Annotated in this window: 15 protein-coding genes and 1 pseudogene; 8 read left to right on the top strand and 8 right to left on the bottom strand. The window is 52.1% G+C overall.

The features are described from left to right. Positions 1-37: 37 nt before the first annotated feature. Positions 38-1,141, bottom strand: coding sequence for a cobalamin-independent methionine synthase II family protein (locus APU02_RS08075; RefSeq protein WP_060569744.1), 1,104 nt, complete (start codon positions 1,139-1,141; stop codon positions 38-40). Positions 1,142-1,268: 127 nt separating this feature from the next. On the opposite strand from APU02_RS08075, the pseudogene APU02_RS27110 reads away from it, so the two are divergent. Next, a pseudogene (locus tag APU02_RS27110) lies at positions 1,269-1,631 on the top strand (hypothetical protein); the annotation flags it as partial. Further along, a complete protein-coding gene (gene mgtS, locus APU02_RS26135) occupies positions 1,594-1,677 on the top strand; it encodes a protein MgtS (RefSeq protein WP_146314140.1) in 84 nt (27 codons plus the stop codon). The pseudogene APU02_RS27110 and the gene mgtS, both read left to right, overlap by 38 nt. A gap of 225 nt (positions 1,678-1,902) precedes the next feature. Here mgtS and APU02_RS08065 read toward each other — a convergent pair whose 3' ends face one another. Both APU02_RS08065 and APU02_RS08060 read right to left on the bottom strand, forming a co-directional pair. Further along, a complete protein-coding gene (locus APU02_RS08065; RefSeq protein WP_239692855.1) occupies positions 1,903-3,006 on the bottom strand; it encodes a serine hydrolase domain-containing protein in 1,104 nt (367 codons plus the stop codon). A 266-nt stretch (positions 3,007-3,272) separates the two neighbouring features. Next, positions 3,273-3,665, bottom strand: a complete 393-nt coding sequence (locus APU02_RS08060; RefSeq protein ID WP_042282922.1) for a YdeI family stress tolerance OB fold protein — start codon at positions 3,663-3,665, stop codon at positions 3,273-3,275. A 139-nt stretch (positions 3,666-3,804) separates the two neighbouring features. Between APU02_RS08060 and APU02_RS08055 the strand changes: the two genes are divergently transcribed. Genes APU02_RS08055 through APU02_RS08045 form a run of 3 tightly spaced genes read left to right on the top strand, consistent with a single transcriptional unit; the run spans position 3,805 to position 5,297 of the window. After that, on the top strand, positions 3,805-4,314 hold the full coding sequence (locus APU02_RS08055; protein WP_042282920.1) for a hypothetical protein: 510 nt from the start codon (positions 3,805-3,807) through the stop codon (positions 4,312-4,314). 9 nt (positions 4,315-4,323) lie between these two features. Beyond that, a complete protein-coding gene (locus tag APU02_RS08050; protein ID WP_042282918.1) occupies positions 4,324-4,776 on the top strand; it encodes a YetF domain-containing protein in 453 nt (150 codons plus the stop codon). Continuing rightward, a complete protein-coding gene (locus APU02_RS08045; RefSeq protein WP_060569743.1) occupies positions 4,776-5,297 on the top strand; it encodes a 2-oxo-tetronate isomerase in 522 nt (173 codons plus the stop codon). The genes APU02_RS08050 and APU02_RS08045 overlap by 1 nt, the downstream gene beginning before the upstream one ends. A 37-nt stretch (positions 5,298-5,334) precedes the next feature. Here the strand turns inward: APU02_RS08045 and dcp are convergent, their stop codons facing one another. Next, positions 5,335-7,377 (bottom strand): peptidyl-dipeptidase Dcp, encoded by a 2,043-nt coding sequence (dcp, locus tag APU02_RS08040; protein WP_060569742.1) that lies wholly within the window; start codon positions 7,375-7,377, stop codon positions 5,335-5,337. A 137-nt stretch (positions 7,378-7,514) separates the two neighbouring features. Here dcp and ydfG point away from each other — a divergent pair, with 137 nt between their 5' ends. The 3 genes from ydfG to ydfZ all read left to right on the top strand — a co-directional run bounded on the left by ydfG (position 7,515) and on the right by ydfZ (position 9,423). Beyond that, positions 7,515-8,261 (top strand): bifunctional NADP-dependent 3-hydroxy acid dehydrogenase/3-hydroxypropionate dehydrogenase YdfG, encoded by a 747-nt coding sequence (gene ydfG / locus APU02_RS08035; RefSeq protein ID WP_042282911.1) that lies wholly within the window; start codon positions 7,515-7,517, stop codon positions 8,259-8,261. 87 nt (positions 8,262-8,348) lie between these two features. Next, positions 8,349-9,035, top strand: coding sequence for a GntR family transcriptional regulator (locus APU02_RS08030; RefSeq protein ID WP_042282909.1), 687 nt, complete (start codon positions 8,349-8,351; stop codon positions 9,033-9,035). Positions 9,036-9,219: 184 nt separating this feature from the next. Continuing rightward, positions 9,220-9,423, top strand: coding sequence for a putative selenium delivery protein YdfZ (ydfZ, locus tag APU02_RS08025; protein ID WP_042282907.1), 204 nt, complete (start codon positions 9,220-9,222; stop codon positions 9,421-9,423). 103 nt (positions 9,424-9,526) lie between these two features. Here ydfZ and APU02_RS08020 read toward each other — a convergent pair whose 3' ends face one another. The 4 genes from APU02_RS08020 to rspA all read right to left on the bottom strand — a co-directional run bounded on the left by APU02_RS08020 (position 9,527) and on the right by rspA (position 15,375). Continuing rightward, a complete protein-coding gene (locus APU02_RS08020) occupies positions 9,527-10,993 on the bottom strand; it encodes a mannitol dehydrogenase family protein (protein WP_060569741.1) in 1,467 nt (488 codons plus the stop codon). Between the two features lie 161 nt (positions 10,994-11,154). Then, positions 11,155-12,699, bottom strand: coding sequence for an MFS transporter (locus tag APU02_RS08015; protein ID WP_060569740.1), 1,545 nt, complete (start codon positions 12,697-12,699; stop codon positions 11,155-11,157). Positions 12,700-12,721: 22 nt separating this feature from the next. Next, a complete protein-coding gene (gene uxaC, locus APU02_RS08010; RefSeq protein ID WP_060569739.1) occupies positions 12,722-14,128 on the bottom strand; it encodes a glucuronate isomerase in 1,407 nt (468 codons plus the stop codon). A gap of 32 nt (positions 14,129-14,160) precedes the next feature. Beyond that, positions 14,161-15,375 carry a starvation-sensing protein RspA gene (gene rspA, locus APU02_RS08005; RefSeq protein WP_042282900.1) on the bottom strand — a complete coding sequence of 405 codons (1,215 nt, stop codon included), beginning with the start codon at positions 15,373-15,375 and terminating at the stop codon, positions 14,161-14,163. Between the last annotated feature and the right edge of the window lie 126 nt (positions 15,376-15,501).

Genomic DNA, 15,501 nt, shown 5'->3' with positions numbered 1-15,501 from the left:
TACGAGCGTGCAGCGTCGTGCTCAGTCATGAAGCAATTTACCAGACCTGCCGGGCAATTTCGGTGATTAGTTTAATTTTGCTCCATTGTTGGGCTTCCGTCAGCGTATTTCCTTCTTCAGTCGAGGCGAAACCACACTGCGGACTCAGGCAGATTTGCGCCTTGTCGACATAATGTGCGGCTTCCTCAAGGCGCGCTTTCACCCCTTGCGGATTTTCCAGTTCGCCGTGTTTGGTCGTGATCAGTCCCAGCACGACCTGCTGATGGCCAGGGCGAATAAAGCGCAGCGGCGCGAAGTCACCGGAGCGATCGTTATCGTATTCAAGGAAAAACGCATCCACATTCACGCTGCCAAGCAGGATCTCAGCGACCGGCTCGTAGCCTCCTTCCGAAATCCAGGTAGACCGGAAATTACCGCGACAGACATGCAAGCCAATCGTCATATCAGCGGGCTTATCACGCAACGCGCGATTAATTACGTCGGCATAGATGCGCGCCAGGGCGTCCGGATCGTCTCCCCGCTCACGGATCTGTTGGCGCTGCGCATCGGAACATAAGTAAGCCCATACGGTATCGTCCAGTTGCAGGTAGCGGCACCCGGCAGCATAAAATGCGTGAATAGCATCACGCCAGGTGGACGCGAGATCGTCGAAATAAGCATCGAGGTGTGGATACACCGTCGCGTCAATGTCCTTACGCCCGCCACGGAAGTGCAATACGCTGGGGCTGGGGAGGGTCATTTTCGGCTGCGCATTGCCGCTGATGCTTTTCAGATAGCGAAAATCCTCCAGCATCGGATGATCGCCGAACGCCAGCTTCCCGGTGACGCGAACGCCGTGGGCTTTAGTCTGAACGCCGTTGAACTGAATACCTTGCGCTGCGTCGTAACGCTCTACGCCCTGCAGTCCGTCAAAGAAATCAAAATGCCACCAGGCACGACGAAATTCCCCGTCCGTCACAACGTGCAGGCCGCAGGCGCACTGTTGCTCTACCACGTGACGTATCGCTTCATCTTCAACCGCGCGCAGCTGACTGGCGCTTAACGCCCCGCGGGAATACTGTTGGCGAGCCTGTTTAATTTCATCCGGGCGTAAAAAGCTCCCAACGACTTCTGCACGAAACGGGGCCTGTTGTCTTTGCATGCGATCTCCTTTGTCATCCGGCAATGATTACCGGAGGTGATAGTTTCTTATTTGAACATTAAGACTTCTGGATGGCTATACGTCCAAACTGACATACCACAGGCCGTCGGGCAAACGAGAAAAATTCATGCCCGTTGAAATTAATTCAGGTTGCCGCCGGGGGAAAGTTAAAGCGCAGGTTACGTTCGCCCATCCGGAAGTGCCGCCTGTCATGCTTTTCACTGCCAATTCCATGTTGCCTGCAGCAACGCCGCGTGATTGCGCCACCCTTTTCGACATACTTATGTCGACCCTCTCTCGCAATATCGTTAAAAATTTACTTTTATCGGGAAATAATCACCTAATTCAGCTTTTGTTTAGATTAGAGCTGCTAATATCTCTGTCATCAACCGAAATTAAGGTAAGCGAGGAAACACACAATCAAATAAACGGAGGCAAACATGCTGGGAAATATGAACGTATTTATGGCAGTTCTGGGAATTATCTTGTTTTCCGGATTTCTCGCCGCGTACTTCAGCCACAAATGGGATGACTAATGAACGGAGATAGTCCTGCACCGCGAAGGCCCCTTGTCGCATTACAGCACAAGGGGCCACTTTTTTATCTGTCGCCAATAAAAAAAAACCGCCGGATAACCGACGGTGAATGCTTGCATGGATAGATTGTTTTTACTCTATTCGTTGTCATGCGATTCCTTGCTCAACAACGAATCACAGCCAACTTACCACGCCTTTTCTCAATGAAAGTTAAACGGCGAAGATTTACCCGTCCGCCGGTCGCGTTTCTAATTTTGTCAAAATGGCGTGTCCAAAGTAATTACTCCAGTTAAAGCTGTTTTGCAAAACCACCACTGCATTTTGATTTTTCTTGTCGTAGCCAATATAGCTCGAATAGCCGCCAATATAACCAACCTGATAGGTAATGGTACGGTCAGGTAACGTATCACTCACCCATGCAATGTTTGCCGCCTCTTTTTCCTGAGCGAAATAAACGCGCGAAACCTCGGCGAACACCGCGCTGAGCGCGACGGGTTGACCTTGGGCAAAGTGGGCACGAGCATAGGTCGCCAGATCGCGGGCGCTGCTGTACAAACTTGCCGCCCCCACCATATTGTTTTTAAACACCCAGTCCGGCGTCAGATGACCACGCGATATAAACTTTGGCTGATCGCCTGCGTGACCGAGGGCGCGATAAGGGTATGCCTGTAGCTGCGCCGGAATGAAACTGCTGTTATTCATCGCCAGCGGCTGAAACAGTAGCCGGTTTGCCAGCGACTGGATGGTCTCCCCGGTTTTACGTTGCACACTGTAGCCCAGTAAGGCATAGCCAATATTCGAATACTGCGGTATTCGCGCGTCCGGCGCGCTGAAATCGGCGAGATAACGTAGCACATCGTCACTGTCCAGCTGCGTATAAAAGTTTTCGCCGGTGCTGAAATAGCGCAACACGTTTTCCAGCGTCAATAGATCAATAGGTTGTCTGGGTAAGCCCGACGTGTGGGTCGCCAGCTGTAACAACGTGATCTTTTTCGCATCGTCACTGAGCGGCGTGTTAACGGGTAAAAGCTGTTCCAGCGTGTCGTCCCAGCTAAACACGCCCTGTTGGACCAGCATGGTTAACACTTCTGCCGTTACCCCTTTACTAAGCGAACCCAGCGCAAACAAGGTGTCTGGTGTAATGGGATATCGATGACGCGCGTCGGTAACACCATAACAGTGAAATTCTACCGGCCCGTTATGCTGGATCACCGCGACAACCATGCCGGATACCTGCTTTTCCTGCATGTATCGGGTCACCATTGGGTCGATGCCGCGCGCATAATAGCCCACCACGGCCTGCGCGCTTTTTTGCGCAGGCATATCCATCTGAGAAAGCGTACTGTTTCCGCAGGCGGACATTAAAAAGATCGAAGCGAGGATCAGCGGCTTGCCCGGATTCATCGTCAACCCGCCGCCCGTACAGTCATCGTATGCCACGGCGATGACGAAACAGAGAGCATGAGGGAAGAAAAAGCGGACATAGTGAGGATGGGCTCCAGAAAAAGAAGCCCGCATTGTACATCAGTCACCTGACGTATTGAATGTCAGCGTTGTCTTAATCCTTGACCTCCGCCGACATGACTAAGCGTGTCCTATTTTTGTAGACGGGTTACCCGCACGACCGGCGGCGTCGACTTTTTGTCCAGGCTGCCATTAATATTGATCATCTGGTCCGGCTGCACTTCACGTCCATCAAATACGGACGCAGGGATCACCGTATCGATTTGCCCCGATTTGTCGCGGAACACGTAGGTATCATTGCCTTTTTTGTCGATCAGATTGCCTCGCAGAGAGACCGTAGCCCCATCATGCATCGTTTTAGCAAATTCAATCGTCATTTTTTTAGCATCTTCCGCTCCCCGGTAGCCATCTTCAATCGCGTGAGGCGGTGGCGGCGCAGCATCTTTTTTTAACCCACCTTCATCAGCCGCTAACGCGTAAGGCATTATAAGAACACTCGTTAATACGATAATGTTAAATTTCATTTTTTCCCCTTTCGGCGTTCGGTTTGACTTATTAAGTCTGGTTGCTATTTTTAAATTTTACAAATTAGCGTCCTGCTGAGGAGTAGATTGGTGTGAAATCAAGCAGGTACGGCAACCTCAATTTACAGGCAGGTAGACTATGCCCGGTTCTGACGATACCAAACACCCTATTCCGTTTGTTGAAGAAAGTCGTAAGGCGCTTAACTTTGAAGATAAATTCAGACGAATCGGCTTTACATGTTTGCTGTTAATTATTATCGCGGCGTTAAGCGGTTTATTTTCCAGCGGTTACTTTAGCAGCAGCAAACTCGTCGCCGATAACCCAAAGTTGCAGGTGGAATATGAAAAATTCGGACGTCTGATGAAAGATGACACGCTCAAAATTAGCTTGCCTTCCCCACCTTCCGGCCCCCTTACGCTGCAATTAGGCAAGGATTTTACCGCTTCCTTCCAGATAGAAACCATCACCCCTGAGCCAGACAGCATGCGCAACGTCAACCATCAACTGGTCATGGAGTACGCATCAACGCCAAACGCGGAGACCACCGTCTGGCTAACGGTTAAACCGCTCCGACCCGGCTTTTTTCAGACCACTCTTTCGGCCAATTCCGGGGCGGAAAAAGTGATTTCTCAATTCGTTTATCCGTAGGAGACGCGTATGGACATGGTTCTCAGAGCGATCGCCATCTACCTGATTTTGCTGATCGTCATTAAAATTGCCGGTAGACGGACGCTCATGCAAATGACGAGTTTTGATCTGATCCTGTTGCTGATAATCAGCGAAGCGACACAACAGGCTTTACTGGGAGAAGATTTTTCCGTAACCGGCGCCATGCTAACCATTATCACCCTTGTGGTGGTTGATATTTTGTTTGGCTATCTGAAAAAGAAAATACCCGGCGCAGAAAATCTTATTGACGGCGCGCCCGTTATTCTGGTGGCTCACGGTGCCGCTAATCAGACAAAATTGCAGAAAGTCAGCGTATCGTGTGACGATATTATGCTCGCCGCACGTCAGAATCATGGCATTCTGGAAATGAAGGAAATTAAATATGCCATACTGGAAAGAAACGGACAAATTTCTATTATTCCAGAGACTGAAAAATCATGATGCCAATACCGACAAATAAAATTATTACGCTGCAAAATACCCAGACTGTCGCCGCCCTGACAAAGCGCCTCGGCACGTTGCTCAGTCAACGACAATTACGCCTGACAACAGCGGAATCCTGTACCGGCGGGAAGCTGGGATCGGCGCTCTGCGCAGCCGAGGATACGCCGACATTTTACGGCGTCGGCTTTATCACCTTTACCGATGAAGCGAAAACAAGGATCCTCGGCGTGGCGGAACGCACGCTGGAAATACATACTGCGGTCAGTGAGGCGGTCGTGGCGGAAATGGCGACGGGCGCGCGCGAACACGCCGATGTTGATATCAGTATCGCGATAAGCGGCTACGGCGGCCCGGAAGGCGGTGACGACGGAACGCCTGCGGGCACCGTCTGGTTTGCCGGGGATATAGACGGCGCGGTTTACACCGTTGTGCAACAATTTAGCGGGGAGTGCGAAGAGGTGCTGGATCAGGCCGTTCGTTTTGCTCTTGCCCAGTTGCTGCGTCTGCTTGAGGATTAAAAATGAGCGGTGCCCTCTGACGGGCACCTCCTGTTGGTTACGCCAACCCGCGATGTTTCAGCATCGGCGTGATGGTGGGTTCACTTCCCCGCCAGGCCGGATAAAGGCGGTCGAGGTCTTCACTGTTACCGCGTGAGAGAATCGCGTCACGAAAACGTTGCCCGTTCTCGCGCGTTAACCCGCCCTGCTCCTCAAACCATTGATAGCCGTCATCTGCCAGCATTTGCGTCCATAAATAGGCGTAATACCCTGCGGCATAGCCGCCGCCGAAAATATGGGCGAAATAACTGCTGCGATAGCGCGGGGGAACGGCAGGCAGGGCGAGATCCTCTGCAGCCAGCAACTGCGCTTCAAAATCGCCGACGTCCTGCGCGTCGCATGCGCCGGGTAAACTGTGCCACCCCATATCCAGCAGTGCGGCGCTGAGCAGTTCGGTCATGTCATAACCTTTGTTGAACAGGCTTGCCCTGCGCATTTTCTCCTGTAACGCTTCGGGCATTTTTTCCCCGCTGGCGTAATGGCGGGCGAAACGCGCAAACACTCCGGGATGGCTTGCCCAGTGCTCGTTAATTTGCGACGGAAACTCCACAAAATCACGCGGCGTATTCGTACCAGACAGCGTGGCGTAGCGTTGTGTGGCGAACAGACCGTGAAGCGTATGGCCAAACTCATGGAATAAGGTGATGACATCATCCCAAAAGAGCAGCGCGGGTTGTCCGGCGGCTGGCTTCAGATAATTACAGACATTGTAGATGACCGGGCGGCTATCAGTGAGCGTTGATTGCTCGACAAAATTGCCCATCCATGCCCCGCCGCTTTTCGAATCGCGCGCGAAGAAATCACCGTAAAACAGCGCCAGCCCGACGCCGTCATGGTCGAAGATCTCCCAGACGCGGACATCCGGGTGATACACCGGAATATCAAAGCGTTCAACAAACGTAATGCCAAAGAGTTGGTTCGCCGTCCAGAACACCCCTTCGTGAAGTACCGTGTTGAGTTCGAAGTACGGCTTAAGCTGAGACTCATCGAGGTCGTATTTCGCACGCCGGACCTGCTCGGCATAATACGCCCAGTCCCAGGCCTCGGCGGTAAACCCGCCCTGTTCCTCGTCGATGACCTTCTGAATATCAGCCTGTTCATTCTGCGCGCGTTGACGCGCCGCCGGGACAATGGCGCGCATGAAAGCCAGCGCCGCTTCCGGCGTTTTTGCCATTTGATCGGCGATTTTCCACGACGCGTAATCCGCAAACCCTAACAGTTTCGCCTGGGCGGCGCGAAGGCAGACCAGCCGCTGAATGATCGTCCGCGTATCGTTTTCATCTCCCTTCTCAGCCCGCTGCCATCCGGCGGTAAATAAATTCTGCCGTGTCTGGCGGTCACGTAACGCGCTGAGCGCCGGTTGCTGCGTCGTGTTCAACAGAGGGATCAGCCAGCCTTCATTCAGCCCTTTCTCCTGAGCCGCGTCGCGGGCAGCAGCGATTTCAACGTCGCTCAACCCATCGAGCTGGTGTGCATAATCCACCACCAGACCGCCGGACTTATTGGCCGCCAGTAGTCGTTGGTTAAACTGACTGGTCAGGGTCGCCGCCTCGGTATTGAGGGCTTTGAGTTGCGCCTTGTCTGAATCGCTGAGCCTTGCGCCCGCGAGGACAAAACGCTGATGGAGCACCTCAAGCAGCCGTCGCGACTCGCTATCCAGTTGCAGCGAGGCGCGCTGCTGCCAGAGGCTGTCGACGCGAGAAAACAGCGCTGCGTTCAGCCAGATATCATTCGCCAGCTCTGCCAGTTCAGCTGAAAACGCTTCGTCCAGCCGCTGTAATTCTTCGTTGGTGTGCGCGGAGGTCATGGCGAAGAAGACGCTGGTTACCCGGCTTAGCAACTCGCCGCTTTTCTCCAGCGCCACGACAGTATTGTCAAAGTCTGGCGCGGCATCGTTTTCAATAATGGCGGCAATTTCAGCGCGCTTCTGGCGCAGTCCTTCGTCAAAGGCCGGGCGATAATGCGCGATTTCTATCTGATCAAATTGGGGTGCCTGATACGGTAGCAGGCTCGGTTTAAAGAACGGATTCGTTAACGACATCTTTCACTCCTGAAAACGATTTGTTCACTAGAGTAGGCTTCCGTGGAAAAGACCGCAATCCTGTTAACGAGCATTACCCGCCAGCGTTGATCGCGTGCTATGGTAGTACGACGTAAAAAGCGTTGAGGAACAGTGAGATGATCGTTTTAGTAACCGGAGCAACCGCAGGTTTTGGTGAATGTATTACACGTCGTTTTGTTGAGAATGGGCATAAAGTGATTGCCACTGGCCGTCGCCAGGAACGCCTGCTGGAGCTAAAAGAGTCGCTGGGCGAAAACGTCCTGACTGCGCAACTGGACGTGCGCAACCGCGCGGCCATCGAGGAAATGCTGGCGTCGCTGCCTGCGCAATGGCGCGAGATCGATCTGCTGGTCAACAATGCCGGGCTGGCGCTGGGGATGGAACCGGCGCACAACGCCAGCGTTGAAGACTGGGAAACCATGATCGACACCAACAATAAAGGCCTGGTTTATATGACCCGCGCGGTCCTGCCAGGCATGGTTGAACGCAATCGCGGCCATATCATTAATATCGGCTCCACCGCCGGGAGCTGGCCGTATGCCGGAGGCAACGTTTACGGGGCGACTAAAGCCTTCGTTCGTCAGTTCAGCCTGAATCTGCGCACCGATCTGCACGGCACCGCCGTCCGCGTGACCGACATCGAACCGGGTCTGGTGGGCGGCACAGAGTTTTCTAACGTGCGCTTTAAGGGCGACGATCAGAAAGCGGGGAAAACGTATGAAAATACCACCGCCCTGACACCGGAAGATGTAACGGAAGCGGTCTGGTGGGTGGCGACGTTACCTGCTCACGTCAACATCAATACGGTAGAAATGATGCCCGTCACCCAGTCCTTCGCCGGACTGAGCGTACATCGCGGTTAATTTCTTCTCCCGGCCTGCGGGCCGGGTATAGCTCATCACAAAAAAGTGGTAGAATTTGTGGGTTAACTTTCTAAAAAGTAAGAGCGAATGACCGTCGAAACGCAACTCAACCCTACACAGCCCGTAAATCAGCAGATTTATCGCATTCTTCGTCGTGATATCGTGCACTGCCTGATCGCGCCAGGCACGCCGTTATCAGAAAAAGAGGTCTCGGTTCGCTTTGATGTGTCACGCCAGCCGGTACGCGAAGCCTTCATTAAACTCGCGGAAAACGGATTGATCCAGATCCGTCCCCAGCGCGGCAGCTACGTCAATAAGATCTCTTTATCACAGGTACGAAACGGCTGCTTTGTCCGTCAGGCCATTGAGTGTGCGGTCGCGCGTCGCGCGGCTGCGATGATGACCGACAGCCAGTGCTATCAGCTTGAGCAGAATCTCAACCAGCAGCGCATCGCCATTGAGCGTAAGCAGCTCAATGATTTCTTTGAACTGGACGATGACTTTCATCAGAAACTGGCGCTGATTGCCGACTGCCAGCTGGCCTGGGACACCATCGAAAACATCAAGGCGACTATTGACCGCGTACGCTACATGAGCCTCGATCACGTTTCGCCGCCGGAGATGTTGCTTCGTCAGCATCTGGATATTTTTGCGGCGCTGGAGAAGCATGACGCCGATGCGGTTGAAAACGCGATGACGCAGCATTTGCAGGAAATTGGCGAGTCGGTGCAGTTGATTCGTCAGGAAAACAGCGACTGGTTTACTGAAGAATAATTCCTCTCCCTCACCCTCCAGGGGTGAGGTTTCACATTTACACCTCTGCACGTCTGCATCAAAAAAGATGTGAGCTTGATCAAAAACAAAAAAACTCCGGACTGATGAGCGTATTTATATAGCGCCCGTTACGTGGGACCAGAGCCCACGGGCTTTGACGGTAAGTTAGAAAGGAGAAAACACCATGATGACATACGATCGTAACCGTAACGCAATCACCACCGGCAGCCGCGTCATGATCAGCGGTACCGGCGTCACCGGTCGCATTAAAGCTATCGCGACAGAGGGTCTGGACGCCGCGCAAATCCGTCGCGAAAAAACCGTGGAAGTGGAAGGTTGTGAAGGTAAGTTTGCGCCCGTCGAACTGATTCGTCTTGGCATGAACTGATGGTGTGAATGCCAGATGGCGTTTCACTTTTCCGGCCTGGTCTGAGTTTGGCTGAAAATCCCAGGTCGGATAAACAAAGCGCCATCCGGCAACCGCGTTGCTGTTACTTCAGATTTGCAGCATAGCGAGCCACGGTTTTTTTCGCCCCTTCCGCCAGCAGAGCCTGGTAGGCTTCTTTCACCGCGTTGGTGAACAACGCCACGTGTGGCAGTTCGTTTCCGAAGATCGCCTCAATCCCTAACAGGGCCTCAACGCGGCTTTCCCCTTCCGCACTGCTTTGCACCGCCTGCTGAATCACCGGCAGTAACGGATCGTTGACTTCAATCGCCTTCCCCTGTTCGTCCACACCGCCGACATAGCGCATCCAGCCCGCCACGCCCAGCGCCAGCAGGTCGAAACGGCTATTATGGGCCAGGTGCCAACGCACCGAGTCCAGCATACGCTGCGGCAGCTTCTGACTACCATCCATCGCGATCTGCCAGGTACGGTGGCGTAGCGCCGGATTGCTGTAGCGCTCAATGAGCAGATCGGCGTAGCGCGTCAGATCAACCCCCTGCACTTTTAGCGTTGGCGCCTGCTCATTGAGCATCAGCCCACGGGCCGCAATGCGGTAATGTTCATCCTCCATGCAGTCGTTAATGTGCTGATAGCCCGCCAGATACCCCAGGTAAGCGAGGAAAGAGTGGCTACCGTTCAACATACGGAGCTTCATTTCTTCAAACGGGATAACGTCAGCAACCAGTTCAGCGCCTGCTTTTTCCCATTGTGGACGCCCGGCGACGAAGTTGTCTTCAATCACCCACTGACGGAACGGCTCACACGCGACACCCGCCGGATCGCGCACGCCGGTCAGTTGTTCGATTTTATCCAGCGTTTCGGTGGTCACTGCCGGAACAATGCGGTCAACCATGGTTGACGGGAACGTCACGTGTTGCGCGATCCATTCTGCCAGCTCCGCATCAACCGCGCGGGCATAGGCCGTGACCACGTTTCGCATGACGTGTCCGTTCTCCGGCATATTGTCGCAGGACATAACGGTGAAGGCGGGCAGTCCTGCCGCTTTGCGTCGCGCCAGCGCTTCAACCACCACGCCCGGTGCAGTTTTAGGCTGGTGAGGAGTCCGGAGATCGGCTGCGATCATTGGGTGATCCAGCATTAACTGTCCGGTGGCGGGAGAATGGCAATACCCTTTTTCGGTGATGGTCAGTGAAACAATCGCCACCTGGGGTTCGCACATTGCCGCGAGTACCGCTTCCAGTCCATCCACCTGGGCATGCAGCGCGTTCTTCACCACGCCAACCACTCTTGCCGTCCAGGCATCGGCAGACATTTCCGCCACGGTGTACAGGTTATCCTGTTGTTTCAAATCGGCAATTTGCTGCTCGCCGCCGATCAGGTTCACTTCACAGTATCCCCAGTCGCTGTTGTGCTCAGCCGCCAGGATGTCGGTATAAACGCCCTGGTGCGCACGATGGAACGCGCCAAAGCCGAGATGAACGATACGGAAAATCAACGTATTGCGATCGTAGCCAGGTAACGTCGCTTTTGCCGTTAAGAGCTTGTTTTGCATTGTATGACCTATTTGGAATGAAATCAGGACCGTTTCAGAGTAACGCCTGTATGGTTGTATGTTTTGATTTGAATTAAGCTTTCGCTAATTGGTATAACATCATTTTTAAGTTATGTGACAGCCCTGGCTTAACGTACGTTCTGCGACAGAGCTGCCCTCGTTTAGCTTACTGTTACCGTTGATTTCGCGGGGTTCGTGCCCTGTTGGGCTTCCTCGCACCATAATGTGTCATAGCTGTATCCCGTCAGGTCTTCGACGATCCGGCGTGTTTCAGGATCGACATCTTGTTTTGCGCCGTCGGCTTTAAGGCGATCGACCTCATCGACAAATATTTTATGGGTGCGCTTATTCAGGTGGAACGTCACAGCCTGCCAGAGCGCAATCAGCAATAGCCCCGCCGTACCAACAAACAAGAGAGTGGCAATCGTGTTAATGGCCTGTTCGGGCTGGACCTGGCTGCCTTTAACAAAGCCGCCGTTCTGTAACATGAGCCCAACGATAAATGTGGCGATGGCAACGGTCGTTTTGCGTGAGAATGTCATTACCGCCGCGAACAGACCTTCACGACGCTGCCGGGTAATCATTTCATCAATATCCGGAATGAAGGGAAATACGTTCCATGGTGTGAATTCCAGTACACAACGCCCAACCTGATATAGCGCCGCCAGGATCACCAGCAAGGTGACTTTATTGTCTGTCGGGAACTGGTACACCACAAACAGGCCGAGCAGACACAGCATCATCAGGGTGTAGGCGAAAACGTAGAGGCGTGACGGGCCATATTTGATGATCCCAACCCCTGCCAGCAACGTCACCGGCAGGCCCACAATACTCATCGACAGAAGCGTTCCCGCAAGCGACGAGGAAACATTCAGACAATAGACGCAAAAGAAGACGAAAACAGTGTTGTAAACATCTTTCGCCGTAAAGGAAAACAGATAGATTGCTAAGTGCTTACGAAAGGCTCGAACTTTAAGCGTTGAGGCATAATCTTTAAACAGCCGCCCTACTTTCGCCCATTTTTCCCCCAGCGTGGATGGTTGAACGCTACGTTCCAGTTCTTGCAGCATTTCTGGCGTTAAATCTCGTTCCCAGGTGACTTTCCAGGAAATAAATACACACAACATAAACATGACAGCAAAGACGACGCCGTTGATGAAATACGCATTTGGATCGTGCTCACCAAAATAACCAATTAGCAGCCCAGGAATAAATGTTGCTAAAAAGGTGCCGGAGGCTGATAGAAACATACGGCAGGTGGATAATTTTGTGCGGGAATTAAAGTCTTTTGTCATTTCAGAAGGCAATGTTTCCCACGGAATAAGTACCATCGCCGCAATAACTTCGAAAGCCAGATAAACGCCAAGATAAAACCAGAAGTTCATTCCGGTAACCCATAGCAATATATAAACCAGCATGAGCGGCGCACCAATAAGCAGAAAGAAACGTCTTCTTCCAAACCGCTTACCTAATGCATTTTTATAGAAATGATCGGTAAATGAGCCCATGAATAAGCTCACAATCGCATCCACTATCCTTGCAATAGCTACAATTGACGCTGCTTCGACCGGCGAAAGGCCCACGAAGGTTGTGTAAAAGAAAAGCAACCATGCGCCAATAACGGTAAACGCACCGCCCCCCATGATATCCGTCAGTCCATAACCGATACTGACTGGAATCGTTATTTTTCTGTTGGTACGAGTCATGTTCTATCCTCAGCAGATAGTATTAAAATTTAAAATAGTTTTTAGCATTATCGTGACAGATATTTCTAATCATTCGCGTCAGAATATCTTTATTATTAGGTACTTCTCCTTTCTCAACCCATCCGCCAATAAGATTGCAAAGGATCCTGCGAAAATAATCGTGGCGAGTATAAGAAACAAAACTTCGTGAATCCGTTAGCATGCCGACAAAATGCATTAGCAATCCCTGATCGGCCAGGCTATTAAGTTGATTTTCCATGCCTCTACGAGTGTCGTTAAACCACCAACCAGAGCCAAACTGCATGGGCGATTTCACACCAAACTCCGCGCTCTGAAAATTGGCGATGGTAGTCGCGACAATATCGTTATAAATAGCGTTCAGGTTATACAAAATGGTCTTAGGCAACGCATTTTCTTGCATCATTGCATCAAACAAATGATTAAGCGAAGACGCCAGACGTGACTGATCATTAATGGAATCAAATCCGGTATTTATTCCCAGTCGGTGATGCATTCGGCTATTAGTATTGCGGATTGCGCCAAAATGAATTTGCATCGCCCAACCAAACGCTTTGTAATGCCCTGCCAGCATCACGAAAATGGCGCTATTGAGTTGACGCTCGTCTTCAGCAGTTAATGTCTCTGCTGACGCTTTACGGGAGAACAGTGCGTTAACACGTTCAGGCGTTGCTGCCTGATAGTCAATACAGGCAGGACCGTGATCGGAAATTCGGCATCCAGCGTTGTGAAACCAGGCAATGCGTTGTCGGATAGCTTCAGAAAACTGTGCAAATGTCTTCACCTCTTCGTCTGTACTCTGCGCCAGTTTGGTCGTGAATTCCGCAAACCGGGCGGGGTCATCGCTAAACACATCGTCAGGACGGAATGTCGGCAACACCTTAATACCAAAAGAGTTGTCCTGTCGTAATAACCGATGATATTCCAGCGAGTCGAGGGGGGCATCGGTAGTACAAACGACCTCCACTTTTGAACGTTCCATCAGGCGACGCGGAGTAAAATCCGGCTGCCGGAGCAGACGGTTACAGTATTCCATCACCTCACGCCAGTTATGGCTGTCGAGCGTTAGATGACAGTCAAAATAATGACTGAGCTCCAGGTGCGTCCAGTGATACAGCGGATTACCAAATGAGGCTTCGACGGTTTCTGCCCAGGCCTGGAATTTTTCTTCCGAACTCGCGTCGCCTGTTATGCATCGCTCATCAATCCCGTTCGCACGCATTGCACGCCACTTATAGTGATCGCCCGCCAGCCAGAGCTGGGTAATATCCTCAAACGCGTTATTCTCGTAAATATCTTTTGCTTCAAGATGACAGTGATAGTCGATGATCGGCAGATCTTTTGCGATGTCCTGATAAAGCCGAACACCGACTTCATTATCGATCATGAAACGATCGTTAATGAAGCCCATGTTTTTTCTCCTGATTGAGTTGCAATGCGCCTTTACCAGTTCCACAATGTGCCATCTTCCAGTCGGGCGACCGGCAAATAAGCGGGGTCATAGGGATATTTCGCCGCCAGCTTTTCGTCGAACTCAATGCCCAGTCCCGGCTTGTCGCCCGGGTGCATATAACCGTTGTCAAAACGCCAGTTATGCGGGAAAACGTCCAGCATTTGCTCTGAATAGCCCATGTATTCCTGAACGCCGAAGTTGGGCACCCAGAGATCAAAATGCAGCGCCGCAGCCATGCACACCGGAGAGAGATCGGACGGCCCGTGGGAGCCCGTGCGAACCTGATAAAGCGACGCGAAATCGGCGATGCGGCGCATTCCGGTAATGCCGCCTGCATGGGTGATGGTGGTGCGGATATAGTCGATCAGCTGTTCTTCTATCAGTTGCTTGCAGTCCCAGATACTGTTAAAGACTTCACCGACAGCAATCGGCGTAACGGTATGTTGTCGAATCAGGCGGAAGCATTCCTGGTTTTCCGCAGGCGTCGGGTCTTCCATCCAGAACAGACGATAATCTTCGATGCTCTTTCCAAAACGCGCCGCTTCAATCGGCGTTAAGCGATGATGCATGTCATGTAGCAAGTGTTCATTGAATCCGAACTTGTCGCGAACGGCTGCAAACAGCTTCGGCGTGAAGTCGAGGTATTTCTCGGTAGACCAGAGCTGTTCTTCCGGCCACTGTCCCTTGGTTGCGGGTTCGTAGGCCAGCCCTTTCCCTTTGGACATACCGTAAGTGGTCTTCATCCCCGGTACGCCGCACTGCACGCGAATCGCTTTAAAGCCCATCTCTTTATGGCGAGCGTAATCTTCCAGCACATCGTCAACGGTATGTCCGGTGGTGTGGCAATATACCATCACCCCTTCGCGGGACGCGCCGCCGAGCAATTGATACAGCGGCATGTTTGCCGCTTTGGCTTTGATGTCCCAGAGCGCCATGTCGACAGCAGAGATGGCAGACATCGTTACCGGGCCGCGACGCCAGTAAGCACCCTTGTAAAAAAACTGCCAGATATCTTCGATACGGTGCGCATCGCGACCGATTAACTGTGGGCAGAGATGATCTTTCAGGTACGACGCTACAGAAAGCTCGCGCCCATTCAGCGTGGCATCGCCCAGTCCGGTGATACCGTCTTCGGTGGTTATTTTCAGCGTGACAAAGTTACGTCCCGGACAGGTGACAAAAACCTCAGCCCCTACAATCTTCATTTTTCTTCCTACCTCTATGTGGTGATATTAAGAATTTACGCTTTACGCATACTACCATACAAGTATTACGAACCTGATTCTCCACTGAGATCACAAAAATCAGCGTCCACTGACGTGGGGTTTGTG

It is taken from the genome of Citrobacter sp. 50677481 (genome assembly GCF_001463265.1).
Classification (GTDB): Bacteria; Pseudomonadota; Gammaproteobacteria; order Enterobacterales; family Enterobacteriaceae; genus Citrobacter_A; species Citrobacter_A sedlakii.
This window is presented reverse-complemented; position numbering and strand designations above follow the sequence as displayed.

Coding starts and splice junctions, on each gene's coding strand:
- APU02_RS08075 (WP_060569744.1), bottom strand. CDS start 1,141: ATGCAAAGACAACAGGCCCCGTTTCGTGCAGAAGTCGTTGGGAGCTTT.
- mgtS (WP_146314140.1), top strand. CDS start 1,594: ATGAACGTATTTATGGCAGTTCTGGGAATTATCTTGTTTTCCGGATTT.
- APU02_RS08065 (WP_239692855.1), bottom strand. CDS start 3,006: ATGGATATGCCTGCGCAAAAAAGCGCGCAGGCCGTGGTGGGCTATTAT.
- APU02_RS08060 (WP_042282922.1), bottom strand. CDS start 3,665: ATGAAATTTAACATTATCGTATTAACGAGTGTTCTTATAATGCCTTAC.
- APU02_RS08055 (WP_042282920.1), top strand. CDS start 3,805: ATGCCCGGTTCTGACGATACCAAACACCCTATTCCGTTTGTTGAAGAA.
- APU02_RS08050 (WP_042282918.1), top strand. CDS start 4,324: ATGGACATGGTTCTCAGAGCGATCGCCATCTACCTGATTTTGCTGATC.
- APU02_RS08045 (WP_060569743.1), top strand. CDS start 4,776: ATGCCAATACCGACAAATAAAATTATTACGCTGCAAAATACCCAGACT.
- dcp (WP_060569742.1), bottom strand. CDS start 7,377: ATGTCGTTAACGAATCCGTTCTTTAAACCGAGCCTGCTACCGTATCAG.
- ydfG (WP_042282911.1), top strand. CDS start 7,515: ATGATCGTTTTAGTAACCGGAGCAACCGCAGGTTTTGGTGAATGTATT.
- APU02_RS08030 (WP_042282909.1), top strand. CDS start 8,349: ATGACCGTCGAAACGCAACTCAACCCTACACAGCCCGTAAATCAGCAG.
- ydfZ (WP_042282907.1), top strand. CDS start 9,220: ATGATGACATACGATCGTAACCGTAACGCAATCACCACCGGCAGCCGC.
- APU02_RS08020 (WP_060569741.1), bottom strand. CDS start 10,993: ATGCAAAACAAGCTCTTAACGGCAAAAGCGACGTTACCTGGCTACGAT.
- APU02_RS08015 (WP_060569740.1), bottom strand. CDS start 12,699: ATGACTCGTACCAACAGAAAAATAACGATTCCAGTCAGTATCGGTTAT.
- uxaC (WP_060569739.1), bottom strand. CDS start 14,128: ATGGGCTTCATTAACGATCGTTTCATGATCGATAATGAAGTCGGTGTT.
- rspA (WP_042282900.1), bottom strand. CDS start 15,375: ATGAAGATTGTAGGGGCTGAGGTTTTTGTCACCTGTCCGGGACGTAAC.